At 51.3% G+C, this 497-nt stretch carries 1 pseudogene; it reads right to left on the bottom strand.

From position 1 onward, the window contains the following. A pseudogene (locus tag ACTHUR_RS18995) lies at nt 1-497 on the bottom strand (DNA repair protein RecN); the annotation flags it as partial.

The following is a 497-nucleotide window of genomic DNA, read 5'->3' as shown; positions in this document are numbered from 1 at the left end:
TTCGGCAAGATTGCGTGCGACTGTATTTTCCAAGGCTTCCAAATCGGCAGCCGCGTGCAGGTTTTGCAGGCGCTCGTCAATTTCTGCCAACTTTTGCGGCAACTCTTCCGGCTCAATGCGGTATTTGCGCGCCATGCTCATCAATTCGCCCATACGGCTTTCTTGTGCGGCTAATTCATTAGGATCGATGTCGCTGCGACCGGCCACATCACGCATATTGGCACTGATTTCACCCAACTCAGCTTCAATACTTGCCAGCATATTCAGACTTTCGGCAAAGCGCGGCTCAATGTTTTGCAGATTGCCCAGCAGTTTTTGGCATTGGTAGATTTGACGTTGGATGCCGTTGTCTCCGTCTATACTGTCGCTCACCTGCTCGGCGGTTTGCAGCAACTCGGCCGAATGCGCCAGGCTGTCGTGGCTTTGGCTTAAGGTTTCCCATTCGTTGGGTTTGAGCTCCAATTGGTTCAATTCATTAAACTGCCATTCCAAACGCT

It is taken from the genome of Neisseria sp. P0021.S007 (genome assembly GCF_051956855.1).
Note: the sequence above shows the minus strand (reverse complement) of the source record. Positions and strands in the feature narration are given on the sequence as shown.